The organism is Erwinia papayae, assembly GCF_058241465.1.
Window position 1 is genome coordinate 277,947 of sequence record NZ_JBZCHT010000013.1, and the last position, 17,868, is coordinate 295,814.

At 51.7% G+C, this 17,868-nt stretch carries 16 protein-coding genes and 1 pseudogene; 4 read left to right on the plus strand and 13 right to left on the minus strand.

Features of this window, described 5'->3' with window-relative positions; genetic code table 11:
- Positions 1-43: 43 nt before the first annotated feature.
- The 8 genes from parC to AC3RPL_RS17440 form a co-directional block, all read right to left on the minus strand.
- Positions 44-2,317, minus strand: coding sequence for a DNA topoisomerase IV subunit A (parC, locus tag AC3RPL_RS17405; protein ID WP_490740976.1), 2,274 nt, complete (start codon positions 2,315-2,317; stop codon positions 44-46).
- Between the two features lie 148 nt (positions 2,318-2,465).
- Positions 2,466-3,236: a transporter substrate-binding domain-containing protein gene (locus AC3RPL_RS17410; RefSeq protein WP_490742079.1), complete on the minus strand. Its 771-nt coding sequence runs from the start codon at positions 3,234-3,236 to the stop codon at positions 2,466-2,468.
- 159 nt (positions 3,237-3,395) lie between these two features.
- On the minus strand, positions 3,396-3,938 hold the full coding sequence (locus tag AC3RPL_RS17415; RefSeq protein ID WP_490740977.1) for a P-loop nucleotide/nucleoside kinase family protein: 543 nt from the start codon (positions 3,936-3,938) through the stop codon (positions 3,396-3,398).
- The gene (locus tag AC3RPL_RS17420) at positions 3,938-4,591 is read right to left on the minus strand and encodes a 2OG-Fe(II) oxygenase (RefSeq protein WP_490740978.1); all 654 of its coding nucleotides are present in this window, start codon (positions 4,589-4,591) and stop codon (positions 3,938-3,940) included. Before AC3RPL_RS17420 ends, AC3RPL_RS17415 begins: the two co-directional genes overlap by 1 nt.
- Positions 4,592-4,640: 49 nt before the next feature.
- Positions 4,641-5,888 carry a class-III pyridoxal-phosphate-dependent aminotransferase gene (locus tag AC3RPL_RS17425; protein ID WP_490740979.1) on the minus strand — a complete coding sequence of 416 codons (1,248 nt, stop codon included), beginning with the start codon at positions 5,886-5,888 and terminating at the stop codon, positions 4,641-4,643.
- Complete coding sequence (locus AC3RPL_RS17430) at positions 5,872-6,906, minus strand: sulfotransferase family protein (RefSeq protein ID WP_490740980.1); 1,035 nt, start codon at positions 6,904-6,906, stop codon at positions 5,872-5,874. The genes AC3RPL_RS17425 and AC3RPL_RS17430 overlap by 17 nt, the downstream gene beginning before the upstream one ends.
- 12 nt (positions 6,907-6,918) lie before the next feature.
- Positions 6,919-7,734, minus strand: a complete 816-nt coding sequence (locus tag AC3RPL_RS17435; protein ID WP_490740981.1) for a TauD/TfdA family dioxygenase — start codon at positions 7,732-7,734, stop codon at positions 6,919-6,921.
- Between the two features lie 152 nt (positions 7,735-7,886).
- Entirely contained in the window at positions 7,887-8,666 is a 780-nt protein-coding gene (locus AC3RPL_RS17440) for an SDR family oxidoreductase (RefSeq protein WP_490740982.1), read from the minus strand.
- Between the two features lie 840 nt (positions 8,667-9,506).
- Here AC3RPL_RS17440 and AC3RPL_RS17445 point away from each other — a divergent pair.
- Both AC3RPL_RS17445 and AC3RPL_RS17450 read left to right on the plus strand, forming a co-directional pair.
- Positions 9,507-9,815 (plus strand): putative quinol monooxygenase, encoded by a 309-nt coding sequence (locus AC3RPL_RS17445; protein ID WP_034936951.1) that lies wholly within the window; start codon positions 9,507-9,509, stop codon positions 9,813-9,815.
- Positions 9,816-9,885: 70 nt separating this feature from the next.
- Positions 9,886-10,815, plus strand: a complete 930-nt coding sequence (locus tag AC3RPL_RS17450) for a nucleoside hydrolase (protein WP_490740983.1) — start codon at positions 9,886-9,888, stop codon at positions 10,813-10,815.
- 61 nt (positions 10,816-10,876) lie between these two features.
- Here the strand turns inward: AC3RPL_RS17450 and AC3RPL_RS17455 are convergent.
- Positions 10,877-11,389 (minus strand): annotated as a pseudogene (locus AC3RPL_RS17455) (GNAT family N-acetyltransferase).
- A gap of 62 nt (positions 11,390-11,451) precedes the next feature.
- On the opposite strand from AC3RPL_RS17455, the gene AC3RPL_RS17460 reads away from it, so the two are divergent.
- A complete protein-coding gene (locus AC3RPL_RS17460; protein ID WP_490740984.1) occupies positions 11,452-12,030 on the plus strand; it encodes a helix-turn-helix domain-containing protein in 579 nt (192 codons plus the stop codon).
- A gap of 30 nt (positions 12,031-12,060) precedes the next feature.
- Here the strand turns inward: AC3RPL_RS17460 and AC3RPL_RS17465 are convergent, their stop codons facing one another.
- On the minus strand, positions 12,061-13,530 hold the full coding sequence (locus AC3RPL_RS17465; protein ID WP_490740985.1) for a prolyl oligopeptidase family serine peptidase: 1,470 nt from the start codon (positions 13,528-13,530) through the stop codon (positions 12,061-12,063).
- A 236-nt stretch (positions 13,531-13,766) separates the two neighbouring features.
- Positions 13,767-14,420: an O-methyltransferase gene (locus tag AC3RPL_RS17470; protein ID WP_490740986.1), complete on the minus strand. Its 654-nt coding sequence runs from the start codon at positions 14,418-14,420 to the stop codon at positions 13,767-13,769.
- A 118-nt stretch (positions 14,421-14,538) separates the two neighbouring features.
- Between AC3RPL_RS17470 and AC3RPL_RS17475 the strand changes: the two genes are divergently transcribed.
- Positions 14,539-15,186 (plus strand): TetR/AcrR family transcriptional regulator, encoded by a 648-nt coding sequence (locus AC3RPL_RS17475; protein ID WP_490740987.1) that lies wholly within the window; start codon positions 14,539-14,541, stop codon positions 15,184-15,186.
- Between the two features lie 147 nt (positions 15,187-15,333).
- On the opposite strand, the gene parE is transcribed toward AC3RPL_RS17475, so the two are convergent.
- Both parE and yqiA read right to left on the minus strand, forming a co-directional pair.
- Positions 15,334-17,229: a DNA topoisomerase IV subunit B gene (gene parE / locus AC3RPL_RS17480; RefSeq protein WP_034936938.1), complete on the minus strand. Its 1,896-nt coding sequence runs from the start codon at positions 17,227-17,229 to the stop codon at positions 15,334-15,336.
- Between the two features lie 54 nt (positions 17,230-17,283).
- Positions 17,284-17,865, minus strand: coding sequence for an esterase YqiA (gene yqiA / locus AC3RPL_RS17485; protein ID WP_490740988.1), 582 nt, complete (start codon positions 17,863-17,865; stop codon positions 17,284-17,286).
- Positions 17,866-17,868: the final 3 nt, after the last annotated feature.

Genomic DNA, 17,868 nt, shown 5'->3' on the forward strand with positions numbered 1-17,868 from the left:
ATTGGCGAAATCCACCGCATTTCACCGGGTTAGCAGATGGCTGTTATGCGTCACCGTCGCCCGTCTGTTCACGCGCCGGCATATCCACCTCAACACGATCTATCCGTTGCAGTCCTCGTGGCAGTAGCGTTCCCCGCCGCCCCCGCTCAGCACGGAATTTCTGAAGATCTTCCGGGCGCAGAGTAAGTTTGCGTTTACCAACATGCAGAGTAATCGCCGTTTGCGGCGAGAGCAGCAACAGCCAGCTCAGCTTGTCTTCACCAGACGCCGCCTGCGCCGAAGGAACCGAGACGATCTTGTTGCCTTTGCCCTTGGTCAGCTGTGGCAAATCCGCCACCGGGAACAGCAGCATTCTTCCGGCAGCGGTAATCGCCAGCAGCAGATCGTCATCGTGATGAATCGCCAGTGGCGTCATCACTCTGGCATTTTCAGGCAGATTTAGCAGGGCTTTTCCGGCGCGGTTACGGGAAACCAGATCGTTAAAGGTACAGACAAAGCCATAACCCGCATCAGAGGCCATCAGCAGCCGTTGATCGTCAGCCTCCATCAATACCTGTTCCATTATCGCGCCCGGTGGCGGCGTGAGTTTGCCGGTCAGGGGTTCACCCTGACCACGCGCCGACGGCAGAGTGACCGGGTCTAACGCATAGCTACGTCCGGTAGAGTCAATAAAGACCACCGGCTGGTTACTCTTACCGCGCGCCGCAGCCCGGTAATTGTCTCCGGCCTTATAACTCAGCCCGACCGGGTCAATATCATGGCCCCTGGCACTGCGCACCCAGCCCATTTGAGACAGCACAATGGTCACCGGTTCGGACGGCACCAGTTCGCTTTCGCTGATCGCTTTCGCTTCTTCACGCTCGCGCAGTGGCGAGCGGCGGGCATCCCCATAAGTATCGCTGTCGGCCTGAATTTCTTTCTTCAGCAGGGTGTTCATCTTGCGTTCAGAGGCGAGGATCTCCTGCAATTTATCGCGCTCTTTCGCCAGTTCATCCTGCTCACCACGAATTTTCATCTCTTCCAGTCTGGCAAGATGACGTAATTTCAGTTCAAGGATCGCTTCGGCCTGGGTTTCGCTGATACCGAAACGCGCCATCAATTGCGGCTTCGGCTCATCCTCAGTGCGGATGATATGAATAACTTCATCAATGTTAAGAAACGCAATCAGCAAACCTTCCAGAATGTGCAGGCGTTTCAGCACCTTTTCCAGACGGAAGTTCAGGCGACGACGGACAGTTTCACGGCGGAAAACCAACCATTCGCTGATAATTTCCAGCAGATTTTTCACCGCCGGACGATTATCCAGGCCGATCATATTGAGGTTAATGCGGTAGCTTTTTTCCAGATCGGTCGTGGCAAACAGGTGATTCATCACCTGTTCCACATCCACGCGGTTAGAGCGCGGGACAATGACCAGCCGCGTCGGGTTTTCGTGGTTGGACTCATCACGCAGATCTTCCACCATCGGCAGCTTTTTGTTGCGCATCTGTGTGGCAATCTGTTCCAGCACCCGGGCACCGGAAACCTGATGCGGCAGCGCAGTGATCACCACGTCGCCGTCTTCTTTTTTCCATACGGCACGCATTCGCACCGAGCCACGCCCGCTCTGATAGATTTTACGGATCTCATTGCGAGGGGTGATAATCTCCGCCTCGGTGGGATAATCCGGCCCCTGCACAATGTCCAGCAGCTCATCCAGCGATGCCTTGGGCGAGTCGATCAGTTTAATCGCCGCCTGCGCCACTTCACGCAGGTTATGCGGTGGGATATCGGTTGCCATTCCCACCGCAATGCCGGTGGTGCCGTTGAGCAGAATATTTGGCAGACGTGCAGGGAGGATCGAAGGCTCCTGCATCGTCCCGTCAAAATTTGGAATAAAATCAACGGTGCCCTGCGTCAGCTCGCTGAGCAGCAGTTCGGCATACTTTGACAGCCGCGATTCGGTATAGCGCATCGCCGCGAAGGATTTCGGATCGTCCGGCGCGCCCCAGTTTCCCTGCCCGTCCACCAGCGGATAACGGTAGGAGAAGGGTTGAGCCATCAGCACCATCGCTTCATAGCAGGCGCTGTCGCCGTGCGGATGGTATTTACCCAGCACGTCACCCACGGTACGCGCCGATTTTTTAAATTTGGCGCTGTTATTCAGTCCCAGTTCGGACATCGCATAGACGATACGGCGCTGAACAGGTTTCAGACCATCCCCAATATAGGGCAGCGCACGATCCATGATGACGTACATGGAATAGTTGAGGTAGGCCTCTTCGGTAAACTTATGCAGGGCACGACGCTCTGCACCATCCTGCGTCAGATCACTCATTACTGTTGATTCCTCACATCGTGGCGCAATCGGTATGACACATCGGGGTGATTTGGCGAGGATAGTACCTTATCCGGACAGGTTCTGTCACAGGTAACCGTGGTGGAAGTTGGATGAGGGCGGGAGCCAGGTTTCCCGCCGTAAAAGCCTATTTTGCGTCAGCCAACCATTCACCCGCAGTCTGCTGGTATTCGCCGGTGGCGATACTGAGATGCAGCCACTGATCGACATACAGCTTCCAGCTCATGTCATCGCGCGGCAACATCCAGGCTTTTTCGCCATACTGCATCGGCTGCTGAGGGTTAATGGCACAAAGCTGCGGGTAGTGCTTCTGCTGGTAAAGCGCTTCCGAGGCATCGGTTATCATCACGTCGGCTTTTTTATCCACCAGTTGCTGAAAGATGGTGACGTTATCGTGGTACAGGGTCAGATTTGCCTGTGGCAGTACCTGATGGGCGAAGGCTTCGTTAGTGCCGCCCGCCGGTTCAATCAGCCGTACAGCAGGCTGGTTCAGCTGCCTGACCGTCTGGTATTTCGCTTTATCGGCACAGCGCACCAGCGGAATTTTGCCGTCGCTTCCCAGCGAACTGGCAAACCATGCCGTCTGCTGGCGTTTCAGGGTGACAGAGATCCCGCCGACCGCAATATCACACTGCTTCGCCAGAAAATCCTGCATCAGTGTCTTCCAGCTGGTGGGCACCCATTTGATTTGTGCATCCAGGCTTTTGGCCAGCGAGCGGGCCATGGTGATATCAAGCCCCTCATAGTCTCCGTCTGGCCGCAGCAGGCTGTATGGCCGGTAATCCCCGGTGGTACAAACCGTCAGCACTTTACTTTGCAGAACACGGTCCAGATGTGATTGCGCACTGACACTTCCCGCTGCCAACAGCAGCAGTAGAATAAACCCTCTTTTCATCATGTTGTTGCTCTCTTGTTTCAGAAAATCACGCAACAGAGTTTATCGCCTGTTACTGCACAGATAGCAAAGATGTTGTCAGCAGAAAGATAGCTTTCTGCGCCCTGCTCCGCTTAAACACGCGCGGGTTGAGGCGCACCAGACACAGGCATGCTGACAGAATTACAGGGCGTCAAGCCAGTCGGTTAAGGTTCTGACCACTTCTTCAGCGGTCAGGTCGGTCGTGGAAAGGCGCAGGTGAAAGGCGGCTTCAATACGGTCGCGGTAGTGATAATGGCTTAAAATCTTTTGCAGCGCATCCTGGGTATTCACCTTACCAAACCGGGCACGATCGCTGTTTTTCACCCGGTTCAGAAGCTGAGCTTCGTCGCTGCAAAGCTGCACGAAGCAGGGCGTGACGCGGTGCTTCTCACAAATCGTCTTTATTGCGGCGATATATTCATCGTCTTTACTTCCTTCATAACAGAAGGTGGTGATCACATCGTTATCACGCTGAGCAAAAAGCAGCGACAAAGTATACAGCCGTATTTTGCAGGCAAATTGCTTTGTGAGGTCAAAGCCACTGTCCGGGGGCAGTAGCGCCAGCGCCAGATCGTAAGTCAGATGATTATGGAACAACGTTGCCGCCGTTTGAGCTGCCAGCAAACCACCCACGGTGAGTTTGCCCACCGCCGGAGGACCGTAAAGAAAAATGAGCTTCTTCATCACTGCCTGGTGCTCATGGTGCCGGGTTCATACCAGGTGACATTGAGTGCATTGCGTGTTTTGACCGATTCTCCTGTTAACGGCACAACCTGATGCCAGGTTTCATAATATCCGTCGCGAATAATGACGCTGGCGTTGCCAACAAGAGGAAGCACTGAACAACAGACTTCCGCGTGATTATCGGGGTTGAGGATCTGAAATGCCCCGCCCCAGCTCTCCTGCCAATGGTCATTGAAATAGATAATCATGCGAAATCCCCGGGTCAGAGAAGCATCAACGTGTGGCAGATAGTGAGTATCCCGTCCACCACGAAACGCGACCGCTTCCATTTTGAATTCAGCCAGAGGTGCCTGGCAAAATGTGGATAACGCGGTAATAAATTCGTCAGACAGCAGTTCATTACACATTCCCTGCCAGGCATTGCTCAGCGTGACCGGATCGGTTAAATGACCTTGTCCAAGCGGAATAAGGGTACGGCGATAAAAATAGCCACCATTACGTTCACGATAATTAAATCCTTCGGTCGGAAATTCCTCAGCCAGGGTTAACGCTGTAGTGCTGTTATGCCAGATTTGCGTTAATTCCCCCCAGGGGAAAGGCGATTCATGCCTGCGTCCATGAATAATATTTTCAAGATTGAAGTATTCAGACATAGCTTTTTCCCATAAACATTTTTAAATAACAATGACAGCGGTAAATAACTTATGGCAGTGAAGCAAGTGCCGTGGTAATACGCTGCGCTAATTCCTCTGCCTCTTTATCCGAAAGGGTAAAAGACGGTGCCAGTTTTAAATAACAGCCGGCAGCACCCACAATAACTCCGTGCTGTCGTATTACCGCCTGTGCGCGTCCACAAAGCATCGGCGATGCAAATGTCATTGATAACATCAGGCCTTTTCCTTGCAGGCTGAGCAGCCCATCTGTTTGCGGCAGAGCATCGCGGATTAACCGTAAAAGTCTGTTTCCTTTTTCCACCACGGCATCATAAAGATGGTGTTTATCCAGATAGTCGAGGATAAACAGTCCTGCGCGACAGCCGAGTAAATTACCGGATTGCGTATGTCCATGACGGAAAAACGGCAGCGCCTGTCCTTTAAAGCTGTCAGCGATTTTTTCTGTCGCAATCACGGCAGTAACAGGTACGCCACCGCCAAGGCATTTACTGAAAATAACAATGTCAGGATGGGCGCCCTGCGAAATTGATTCACAAAACGTGCCCGCGCGACCAATACCACAATAGACTTCATCGCAGATCAGCGGAATATCATATTTGTTGGCCAGTGCGGAGAGTTGTTGCAAAAAACCTTCGGGCAGCAGGCGTGTACCTTCCATCGCCATAATTGGCTCGATAATCACCGCAGCGATGGTGGCCTGCTGCTGTTCAAAAACATTTTGCCAGGCTTCAAGATCCTTCAGCTGCGTCGGTGGCGGCATGGTTATCGTATTGTCAGCAAGCAAAGAGGGTAAGATGCCCTCATTAATAAATGCCCGCCTTGTCGCCATCATCGCACCCAGTGTGCAGCCATGATAAGCGCCATCGATAGCCATGATTTTGGTTCGTTGCATTCGCCCGCAGTTGACCTGATATTGCCAGGCCATTTTTAATGCGCTCTCAACCCCTTCGCTGCCGCTACCCACGAAGAAGCTGTTGCGCAGACCGGTATCAGTCAGCTTTGACGCTATTTTCTCAGCAAGCTGTCCGGGCAGTTGGGTATTTGAATAGATATTGCAGGCATGCATCAGCGTGGCGATCTGTTGTTGCAGCACGGCAATCAGTTCAGGATGAGAGTGCCCAAGGCAGTGGTTATAACAACCCGATATGCCGTCAAGATAACGCTCGCCATTCTCAGCGAATAAATAAATACCCTGTCCGTGGCTGATAAGCGGTCGTTCATCTTTCTCGGTAAGCACCGTATAAGGCGGCCAGTGTGGACTATAAATATGGCTCATATTTTGTCCCTTTCAGGGTAGTGATGAGTTGAGGGTAATTACTGATGACAGAACTGAGGGGACGGCTCTCTTTTCTGCCGGTTCCGGCACAAAGCCTGAGTTCAGAAACATCGAGGAAAGACAATATTTCACCGGCAGCGGTTTCGGGGGCGGCAACCACATCTTCATAATAAAGGGTCAGCATCTGATGATGCTGAAAAGCTTCGGTGAATTTAAGGCGGTTTTCTGTATTTTCATCAATGAATGGCAGCAACTCATCAAGAGAAACTGCAATCTTTTCATCAGAAACAGCCCGGCTGTCGTTCCTGGAGAAATACCATATCTGATCGCGCAGGCTTTTCTTTAACGACACGAACTGTTGCAACAGACTTTTTCTTTCCAACATGATCAATTTCAGGTCGGGGATCGCCTGTAAATCAGGCCAGACAGAATGTTTTCCCCACTGCGTGTCGAGATCGCGAAAAAGCACAAATCCCACCGCTTCAACATATTCAAACCAGGGCCGGAAAAGATGGCGCTGAATAATGGTGTCAACAGGAGTATCACTTACCGAGTAAGGAAGTAAGTGCTGACCAAAGCGATTGAAGGCTTCGCCGTGCATTTCAATATTGGGATGAGAACCCAGCAGCGTGCGGATCAAATGCGTACCCGCTCTGGGCGTCGATACAACAGCAAATTTCTTGTAACTGGTTTGCGCAGCCAGCACCTCTGCCCCCACGCTGCCGCCAACCCATTTGAATTTTTCCGCTAAGGCAATTTTTTCACAGAACAGCGAAAAATAGTGCGGGGCGGCCTGTTGCAGCTCCAGCAACGGAGCTTTAAGTTCGTCTCCTCTGATCCCCTGCGAACTCCAGTTTTCGCCTTTGCGACGATATTCATCAACAAATGCCAGCATCGCCGCGCGTGTTTTTTCTGCTACCGTTATATTTTCTAAATCTGAACGCATTTGCGCCTGAAGTCGTTCCGGGGGACAGGTAAGCCAGCTGTTCCACTGTTCAGCCAAAGTGGGTTCGTGCATCATCTTTCCTTATTAAGCGCTCAGTTTCGGTACATCGACAAACATGCCTCGCAGCAATGTTCTTGGACAAGCCGGGTCATCTGTAAAGGCACAACGTCCGTGTGAAATTTTGTCATTACGAAATATCAGGGCCTGTCCACGACAGAGAGGAAATGTCAGAAAATAACGGCTTCCTTCTGTTGCCAGCTGTGACAGATAGTCAACGGCATCAGCAACGCGAGGATTTATTTTGTAAGACCATTCCCAGTCGGCGGTAATATCCAGGGTAAATCCGCCAATAAAGCCACCGTTCTCATCGGAACGAAAAACCGGCCCGATATGAGAATACTGCTTTCCCGATTGTGTTCCGGTTGAACGTCGCCTGAATATATTCTCTTCAAGTAAGATGTTTGCCAGGTCGGGATAATCAATCCGCAGTTGTTGAAATGCAGATACGCTATCAAACAGAACCGTTTCTCCCCCCTGGGAGGCGTGTTGTTTACAAAGAAGAATTGACGTTTTTATGCTGCCAATCGGGATATAAGAACCATCAGTGTGCAGGGGAAGATGTGCGCTACTGTTAAACACAACATGCGTGCCGCGTGACAGTCCACCAATCTGATTTACCCCGGAAGAAAATACCCCTTCTTCATGCTCCACCCGGTTAAATGCAGACTGATAAATATCGCCCAAAAAATAAAGGTCAGATATATAGCGAAAATCAGCATCGTCATATTGCCAGTCGTTCTCAATAACAGCAAATCGATATTTCTCAAGGTGCTTAATTACCGCAACTTTATCTTCGATATTAATAACGCATGGCTGCCATCCATCAAAGCAACTCTTCATAGTTGAAACCTCTGTCTGGTAACGCGATCGTCTGGAAAAATATTATTGTGTCTTCATCACCATTCAGATCATCGCCGCTCCCTGTCACCGGGCGCGATCCCTGTTTGACAGTTAAGCCTGTTTATCTGCCAGCGGAAGTGATAAAAATGAAATTATACCGCACTGATGCCACCATCAATGGCGAGTGTCTGGCCCGTGATATATTTGCTGGCATCTGAGGAGAATAAAATCGCCGCGCCTTTTAAATCTTCGTTATCACCTATTCGTCGCAAGGGTGATTTTTGTGCGAGCGTTTCAACACCCACCTTATTCAGTAAATTACGCGTCATGGTTGAAGGAAAAAAACCAGGCGCAAGCGCATTAACGGTAATATTAAATTCGCCCCACTCACCGGCCAGTGCGCGGGTAAAATTTACCACCGCGCCTTTGCTGGTGCTGTAGGCAATGCCTTCCAACCAGCCTGGCAGATTGCCCTGCAACCCCGCCAGCGAGGAGACATTAATGATTTTTCCGTAGCGGCGGGGGATCATGCTGTGTTTGCCGATATTGCGAGTTAATAAAAACAGGCTACGGATATTCAAATCCATCACGCGATCCCAGTCGTCAATGGCATGATCTTCTGCCGGCGTACCAAACGCCGTACCGGCATTATTCACCAGAATATCGACGTGACCTTTTTTGGCTATGGCTTCTTCTGCGAGGCGTTCAATATCGACATCCCGCGTATTATCAGCAACTATCCAGTCGGCACTGATGCCCAATGAAACGAGGTGCGACTGCGCTGTGCGTAATTCATCAGCATTTCGTGCAGAAAGGATGACATGCGCCCCCTGCGATCCCAGTGCTTCAGCAATTTGTAATCCTAATCCACGCGAACCGCCGGTGATTAATGCCGTCCGCTCTGACAGATCAAAGAGTTGTGGTATGCCCAAAATCATTCTCCCTTAATCTTAAAGCCTGCTTTGCTTCACTCTCTGCCAGCAATCACTGATGATATGTGCAGACTGGCTGCGATTACTGATAACGGCGTAGCTGGAAAATTCTTTCCGCTCCAAAGTTATTTTATCTCTGTTAAAAATAAGACACTCAGACAATTAATTTACTTTAACGCGTTCCGGATATATTTTTTTCTGACCATAAATTACCCCTTCCTAAATTGAACGCGAAAGTAATAATATGAACTTTTCTATATCGATGACTGATATCATTTCATGCCCAAAGGCTGAATATCTCATCCAGTTTTTATTTATCCTGCACAGTGGCAGTTTTGAGGGACGTGTTTAGTGCTCCATTCAGTATATGGCTATTTTTTCAGATTTAAGGTGCAAACTTCCAGGGCCTGCCTGTTATATTTCATCTTAATAAGTTATCACCATTTTTTCACAGCAATTTTTTTAGGATAAGTCCTGGTTTATCCTTTCAGATGAATATAGTTTCTCGCGTGAATATCTTCTCAAACCGGACGTCGCCAGCATAACAAAAAGTGATACATGGCAAATATATATATATTGCTCACGAATTCTTAGTCAACATAATGATCGAAATAAAACGATTATGATACATTACGTCGTCTGTCAGATAATGTGATGTCTTTTACATTGCTGAAAAATTCTTTTCCCAAAAAGGTTATCTTCGACACAAAATATTATATTGACTGCGACAATCCCAGCCAGGCAGACCAGGATGCTGTGCGCTGAAAATGGCGGTGTGACCGCACCCGCGCAGGCACCAGTCCCCTGAAACGAACTTTCATCAACGCAAAAAGGATCAATATGCTTACCGTTATTGCCGAGATTTGTGTCAGAGCTGGCCGTCGCACTGCCGTGTTACAGGCGATTGAAAAGTTGATCCCCACGGTATTGCAGGAAGAGGGATGCGGAGGGTATCTGCCGCTAATCGATCACAAAGCCCAGGTTCCCTGGAAGCAGCACTCGCCTGACTCAATTTTTATGCTGGAACACTGGGATTCCCTGCGTCATCTGGAGCAACACCAGCAGGCCGAGCATATGGAGCAACATCGTAGTCTGATTAAAGACGATGTGGTGGAGGTGAAAATTTTTGTGCTGGAACCGGTGAAATAACCTTATCGCGGCAAACTGTTTTGTCCGGATTAGTTCTGAGAAATGCCTGCTGGCTGGATTTGAGGACGCAATGAGAAAGATAATTTTTGATACTGATATCGGCGTGGATGACGCTTTCGCGCTGGCCTATGCGGCAAAAACGCAAAATATTTTGGGGATCACTACCGTTTTTGGCAACGTTGCGGTGGGTCAGGCGGTGAAAAATGCCCGCCTGTTTTCACAGCAGATCGGTCTGGATGTGCCGGTATTTCGTGGTTGTTCGCGCCCGCTGGCGCTCTCTCAGGTGACCGGCGCGGCAAAAGTCCACGGCAGCGACGGGTTGGGCGATGTGCTGGAGAATCCTTTCGACGACCGGGCAGAAAGCGCAGTGGAATTCATTATCGACACAGTAAGAGCGCAGCCAGGGGAAATTACCCTGGTGGCTATCGGGCCGCTGACCAATCTGGCAGTGGCAGCTAATCTGGCACCGGACATCATTCCGCTGGTGAAAGAGGTGGTCATCATGGGTGGCGCATTCGGCACCCATGGTCATGCGGGTAATGTGACGCCACATAGCGAATTTAATATCTGGAAAGATCCCCATGCCGCAGACCAGGTTTTCTCTTTCGCCTGGCCCGTGGTGATCCTGCCGCTGGATGTCATCCATCAGGTGCTGATCGGTGCTGAGGATATCCGCAGTCTTAATCTGCCGGTGCTGGAGGCCATTTCTCAGGGCTATCTGCGCTACAGCCTGCAAAAAGAGGGATTCGCCGGAATGGCGCTTCACGACACCCTGACTATTTCCTGGCTGAATCATCCGACGCTGTTTACCACGGTGCAATCGCCGGTCAGGGTCGTTTGCGAAGGCATTACTTTCGGCCAGACCGTGCGGCAACTAACGCAGCTGGCCTCACGTTTCAATCCGTTCGCTGAATGTCCGGCGCAGAGGCTGTGTCTGGAGGTTCAGGCAGAAGCGGTTAAACATGCCTTTCTTGCTGCTCTCGGTGCGGGTGGGCGATAGCTCGGACAACAAAACCGCAGGCCGGTCGCTGTCTGGCGGCCTGCGGTAAAAGCCGCCCGGCTCAGTCGGGATTTGCTCTGCTGTCCAGACGCAGCTGAAGGAAGTTCAGATCCAGCCAGTGACCAAACTTACAGCCCACCTCACTGAGCCGCCCGGCGTCGGTGAATCCAAACTTTCGGTGCAAGGCCAGCGAGGCTTCGTTTGAGGATTCAATCCCGGCGACCATAATATGTTTCCCTTGCAGGGTGGCCTGTTGAATCAGCACCTTCATCAGCGCAGCGCCAGTGCCTTTACCTCTGGCATTTTTGTCAACATAGATGGAATCTTCAACGGTATGGCGATAACCATCCCAGGGACGCCAGGCACCGTAAGTGGCATAGCCCAGCACGCTGTTGGCCTAATCCACCGCCACCAGTACCGAAAATCCGGCGTTTTGCCTGTCACTCAGCCATTTTATCCGGTTGGTGACATCGACCGTGCAGTCATTCCAGACAGCGGTTGTCTGCAATACCGCTTCGTTGTAAATCTCAGTAATCGCTGCCGCATCACCTTCTGTCGCCTGACGTATCTTCATGCTGGACACCTCGTTGTGCTGTCACTAAAGTAGATAATCATTCACTATAGTAGTTATCCATTATGTCAGACGAATTGTCCAGTAAAGAAGACGATATTAATCAACGTATCGGTCAGAAGGTTAAAACTGAGAGAGAAAGCCGTGGCTGGTCGCTGACCGATCTGGCCGGATTTTCCGGCGTTTCCAGAGCCATGATCCACAAAATTGAACGGGGAGAAAGCAGCCCGACGGCAACGCTGCTGGCGAGGCTTGCCGGATCTTTTGACATGAGTATGTCCCAGCTGATCGCCCTGAGTGAAGCCAGGAGTGGAACGCTGATTCGTTATCAGCAGCAGGCTGTCTGGCAGGATCCTGAAACCGGCTATATCCGACGCCACGTCTCACCGGGAAAAATCCCGCTTGACCTGGTCAGTGTGGCGCTACCGGCCGGCGTCACGGTGCCAATGCCCGCTATTTCCTATCTTGGCCGCCGCCAGTTAATCTGGGTGCTGGATGGCACACTCACTTTTCAGGAAGGAGATACGGTGCTGGAGATGAACAAAGGAGATTGTCTGGAGCTGGGCGACCCTACCGACTGCATTTTTCAGAATGCCACCGCCCAGCCCTGTCACTATGCGGTGGTGGTGCTGAAGTCGTCCTGAGTACCACTTCGGCAGGAAAATGCATCCGGCTTAATTTTTCTTCTGTTTGAATAACCAGTTGCGTGCCGCGTGAATATAAAAAAACTTGCGGGCAGAGGCCATGTGATCGACACCTTTAAAGGTGAGAAACGTAATATTGCTGCCTTCTGCCAGGTAGCCTTCAATGCGTTCGGAGAGTCTGTGCTGATTCTCGACCGGGAAAATCAATGCGGGATCGAGCTGCTCGTCAGGCCGGGTTATCTTACCGCCCGCCTGCTGCCAGACAGGGATACATTTCTCATTCCACGGCGTGGCTTTGTTATCCTCTGACCCGGTGATAATTAACAACTTCTGCTTTGCCAGGGTCACCACGTCTTTTGGTCGCTGCTGACCGGCAATAATCAGTCCGGCGGCAAAGGTTTCCGAGTGTTTCGCCATCAGCCAGAGCGAGGTCATCGCCCCCATTGACCATCCCGTACAGTAAACCCGTGAAGCATCAATTTTCAGCACTTTGTCGCTGCGATCCGCCAGATTGGGATTACCGTAGTCCCAGCTGTTGCTTAACAGTGACTGCACCAGTCGCCAGGTGTTCTCCACATCGCTGGTGTGTTCCCAGTAATCATTCATGGTGGTGCGTTCGTAACGTGGGGTGATCACCACGCATTCATGCTGTTCCTGCTCTTCCGGCATACTCCAGATAGCCGCGATACACTGCTCGGTCAGCGTCTGCGCACAGGTGCCATCATAACTGGTGCCGGAATGGGTAATCGCCAGTAGCAGAGGATAAGCTTTGTTTTCGCCCCCCGGTTGGAGGAACGACTGCGGCAAATAAATACTGTATTCCAGCCAGGCTGAGCGCTGGTCATCCCACCACCAGTGATTTTGTTCCCAGCGATCAACACCCCGGATCGCGACGTTATTGCCATGCGCTCCGGCATTGCTCCAGCGGGTGCTGGTCGCCGCATAAACCTGCCCCTTCAGCGTGTTAACATTTTTTACCTGGGTCAACCAGACAATGTCGCTGTCTTGAGTGGGTAAACTGAGGTCGGGATCGTGGCTGAACTCCGCAATCACATATCTTCCGGTAACGCTCCTCTGCCCCGATAACAGTGCGGGTGCCGAGTTGGTATAGATAACACTCACCGCTCGCGGCTGCGGGGCGGCGTTGCCCGCATTTTTGTCGGGTTCATCAGGCATACCGGCAAAGAACCCTTCCGCAGCCGGAACGACTGCGGTTTGATAGCTGGTGAGCGTCAGGCTCGCTGGGTCAATATCCACATCATATTCAACCGCGATGCCGTAAACCTTTTCACCACCGCCAGTGACTTCACACAGGGCAACAATTCGCTGTATGCCTGGCCCTTTCGCCGCCCCAGCGCCTTGCCCGTTTCCTGCTTCAGACGCCGCCATAAATCCGTTTTTGTTTGCGGCGCGGGCTTCACGGCTTAGCCCGGTGGTGGAAATGGCACTGGCCAGCACGGTTCCGGCCACCATAAATGATCTTCGTGACATATCAGGCATGATTATCTTCCTTAACAGATTGGGGTTTTATGCGGGTGTTGCCCACATCACTTTCAGCTGACTGATGATGGCTCCGGCTACGACTTTAGCAGCGCCATCCTGCCCCACTGCATCAGCACCACAGGCAGGTCGCTGAAACCATCCGGCTGATAATAAAAGCTTTTAACCGGTCCTGTTACCGGACAGCAGGGGAGAATTTTTGTGCCCTGACAGAGATGTTTTGCCGCTCTGCGGTTTCAGCTGATTTTAAGCGCCAGCTCGGTACCGCGTTTGATCGGCAGGGTAACGGAGATGAAACCGTTTGCCGGGTTGCGGATAAAGTCCAGGAAGTCAGGTTCGGCGTTGTCATTTAACACATACCCGCCCACACGCAGTTGAGGGGCCATAATTTCAATAACCTGCCTTGCCAGCGTCGGTCCTTCTGCAAGTGGCCAGCCATCGATAAGGACAAAATCAACCGGGCCACCAACATCTTTAAGCGTTTCACGCGCATCTCCCTCGCGGATAGTGACAAATTCATCCAGCCCGGCTTGTGCAAGATTCCGGTATGCCGTTTTCACTTTTTCCGCGACCAGTTCCGCACCAATCACCTCGCCACCGCCGTTATCGCGCATCGCGGCAGCAAAATAGATAGTAGACATCCCCACGGAGGTCGCAAAATCCACCACACGGGTGGCGTTCATCGCGCGGCACAACAGATAGATAAGATCGCCCTGTTCAGGATGAATGGAGAAGCCATAGTCAGCAAAATGTTCAGGGTCGGGCGCGCCGGGTGAGGCAAATGCCGCGGCATCCGGACGCTTGCGGCGTTCATTCATGCTTTGGATCACCTTTAATACCTTCGGATCACGCAGGGCATGAGAAGTCTGATCGAATCGTTCGGATATCATGATGTTTCTCCTGAAGTCGCGTTAATATTCACCAGATGTCGATTAACAGGGTGTATCAATTTATGGTACTTATCAAGTACCATATAAAGACGCAGCACTCCACAACGTGTAAGTAAATATGAACAATCAGCGTAATCAGCCTTCCTCACGTCGGGGGCGGCCAAGAACTGAAGACGCGGCCAGCCGGCGCAAAAGCATCATTGCCCACGCATATCGTGCTTTTATTGAACTCGGTTTTGCCAGTACCAGTACGGCGGAAGTGGCCCGCCGGGCAAAAGTGTCGAAAAGAACGCTGTATGAAGTATTCAGTGATAAGCAGGCGCTGTTTGCCGCAGTTGTCAGCGAGCATCGTCATCTGCTGTTGGATCTGCCCAGACCTGAGCAGGAGCAGTGTTCAGTAGACACCTGCCTGTTTCGTATTTTCCGTCTTGATATCAGCGATGAGGAATATCAGGAACGTGAAGCGATTCTGCGACTGATGACGCGCGAATCTGTTCTCTTTCCTGAACTGTCTGACTATCTCTATGAAAACAAGGCCGTACGTTCCCGCGAAATGTTAATGGCGTGGTTACAGAGTGCAGGCGGGGAGAAAAATTTGCAGCCGGGCTGTCTGGAAGTCTATGCCGGGATGTTGATGGACATCGTTTTTGGTGCGCTGCTGCCCCACCGCCGCGTGAACACTGCCGGACAAAGAAAAGAGATTACGGAGCATATAAAACAACGCATCCGAATCGCGCTCAGGGGAATGGGTTGGCTGCATGACTGAAAAATAAATGTCCTGTGCAATGCATTAGCCATGGTGGCGTTGATCACATAGCGACATTTATCTTTCACCCGGGCTTTTACCGCTTTATCGGTGCTTCCCTGCCTTTGTTCAGTCACAAGCTTTTTTACCGGGGTTTGCCCCCGGCTGTCAGACTTCGATTTCCGCAGTATGGCCGTTTTCCTGGAGCCAGTTACGGCGATCTTCGGCCCGCTTCTTCGCCAGCAGCATATCCATCACCGCCATAGTCTGCTCAATTTCATCATCATCGATGGTGAGCTGTACCAGACGGCGGGTATTCGGGTCCAGGGTCGTTTCACGCAGTTGCAGTGGATTCATCTCGCCCAGACCTTTGAAGCGCTGTACGTTCGGTTTCCCTTTTTTACGTTTCAGTTGCTCCAGAATGCCTGCTTTTTCTTCTTCATCCAGAGCGTAGTAGACCTCTTTCCCCAGATCGATACGAAACAGCGGCGGCATGGCAACATAGACATGGCCGTTTTTTACCAACGAACGGAAGTGACGGACAAACAGCGCGCAAAGCAGCGTGGCGATGTGCATACCGTCAGAATCGGCATCTGCCAGAATACAAATTTTGCCGTAGCGCAGCTGGCTCATGTCCTCGCTGTCGGGATCGATGCCGATCGCCACCGAAATATCATGCACCTCCTGCGAGGCCAGCACTTCATCAGAGGAGACTTCCCAGGTGTTCAGGATCTTACCCTTAAGCGGCATGATCGCCTGGTATTCACGATCGCGCGCCTGTTTAGCCGATCCGCCCGCCGAGTCGCCTTCCACCAGGAACAGTTCGGTGCGGTTCAGATCCTGAGCACTACAGTCAGCCAGCTTGCCGGGCAATGCCGGCCCGCTGGTCAGCTTCTTACGCACCACCTTTTTAGCGGCACGCATCCGGCGCTGAGCGCTTGAAATTGCCAGTTCGGCCAGCATCTCTGCAGCCTGAACGTTCTGGTTCAACCACAGGCTGAAGGCATCTTTAACCACCCCAGAAACAAAGGCCGCGCACTGTCGTGACGAAAGACGCTCTTTGGTCTGCCCGGCAAACTGTGGCTCCTGCATTTTCACTGACAGCACGTAAGCACAGCGATCCCAGATATCTTCTGCCGACAGCTTCACACCACGGGGCAGGATATTACGGAATTCACAGAACTCACGCATCGCATCCAGTAATCCCTGACGCAGCCCGTTGACGTGCGTGCCACCCTGCATGGTGGGGATAAGGTTAACGTAGCTCTCCGTCAGCAGTTCACCGCCTTCCGGTAGCCATAACAACGCCCAGTCGACCGCCTCGACATCACCAGCAAATGCACCGACAAAGGGTTTTTCCGGCAGAGTGGGTAAACCGTTGACCGCTTCACAGAGATAGTCGGTCAGACCATCGGCATAACACCAGCTCTGTTCGCTGTTATTAACGTTATCTTTAAAAACGATTTCCACCCCAGGGCAGAGCACCGCTTTCGCCTTTAATAAATGGCTTAAACGTGAAACGGAAAAACGCGGGCTGTCGAAAAACGACTCATCCGGCCAGAAGCGTACCCGTGTGCCGGTATTGCGTTTGCCAACGGTTCCCGTCACCCGTAAATCTTCTACCTTATCGCCGTTCTCAAATGCCATTTCGTAGACTTCAGCATTACGACGAACCGTCACTTCCACCCTTTTTGACAGGGCGTTAACCACCGAGATCCCCACGCCATGCAGACCACCGGAGAACTGGTAGTTTTTGCTGGAGAATTTACCGCCAGCGTGAAGTCGACAGAAGATTAACTCCACGGCGGGAACGCCCTCTTCCGGATGGATGTCAACAGGCATACCGCGTCCGTCGTCAATGACTTCCAGAGACTGATCCGCATGAAGGATAACCTCAACACGGCGGGCGTGGCCTGCCAGCGCCTCATCGACACTGTTGTCGATCACTTCCTGGCCTAAATGGTTTGGACGTGAGGTGTCGGTATACATGCCCGGCCGGCGACGGACGGGTTCAAGGCCGCTGAGTACCTCAATGGAATCAGCGTTATAGCTGGATTGGGTCATCGTATAAGTCTGACTGGTGGCTGAAAAGAGTTAGCCAGCCCTCTGCGGCTCACTTCAGTGGCCTGCAAAACCAAGGAAGTCGATAATCGCAGAGAAATGGCGTTCGAATCCGATATAAGCATGATTTCCGCCCTCTTCTACTGTCTGACGGCAGGCGGCGTAGTAAGCCAGAGCCTGTCGATAGTCGAGAACTTCATCACCCGTTTGCTGAAGCAGCCAGATTAAATCCGGGGACTCCAGCGGGTCAATCTGCATTACTTTCAGATCGTAAATGTGGCGAGACTCTAACACATATTGCTGACCGGTGTACAGGTTCTCGTTCTCCCCGAGATAATCCACCAACAGCTCAAAAGGCCGTACGGCAGGATTTACCACCACCGCAGGCAACATAAAACACTGTGACAGCCAGGTTGCATAATATCCGCCCAGCGAAGAACCGATAATCCCCAATGGCTCGCCTGCCGAGGACATAATGATGTTTTCCAACATCATTGCAGCCTCCCCCGGGAATGATGGCAGCTGAGGGACATGTAAACGGATAGCGGGATGATGCTCTGTCAGCCACTGACGAAACAGTGTGGCCTTAGCCGAGCTGGGAGAACTGTTAAAACCGTGCAGATACAGGAGTGTGGCCATCGC